A 303-nucleotide genomic window follows, 5' to 3' on the forward strand; every position below is an offset into this window, starting at 1 on the left:
TTCTTCTCAATTACTGTAAACTCGTCAGTACCTAATATCTGCTTCCATCTTAGAGATAGAATATCAGATATTCTTAATCCTGTGAAGCATCCCAAACTAATAAGGAGTGAGATTTTATAATTCTCGTCTTTGGCTAACTTCCTTATGAGGTTCATTGCATCAGACCAAACAAGATAGTCTGCGGTTGTGCTTGAATATTTAAGTGACATAATGTTCTGTTTTATAATGAAACGAATAGAAGTGAATATTAATTTTGAGTTGGATTTACTAACTCATTGATTACTAAAGGAACATTCACTAATA

General features: G+C 32.0%; 1 pseudogene. It reads right to left on the minus strand.

Annotated elements, in window-relative coordinates:
* Positions 1 to 209: pseudogene (locus KTR07_RS28295) on the minus strand (site-specific integrase); the annotation flags it as partial.
* Positions 210 to 303: the final 94 nt, after the last annotated feature.

This window comes from Bacteroides sp. MSK.20.82 (assembly GCF_019052485.1).
Lineage (GTDB): Bacteria > Bacteroidota > Bacteroidia > Bacteroidales > Bacteroidaceae > Bacteroides > Bacteroides thetaiotaomicron.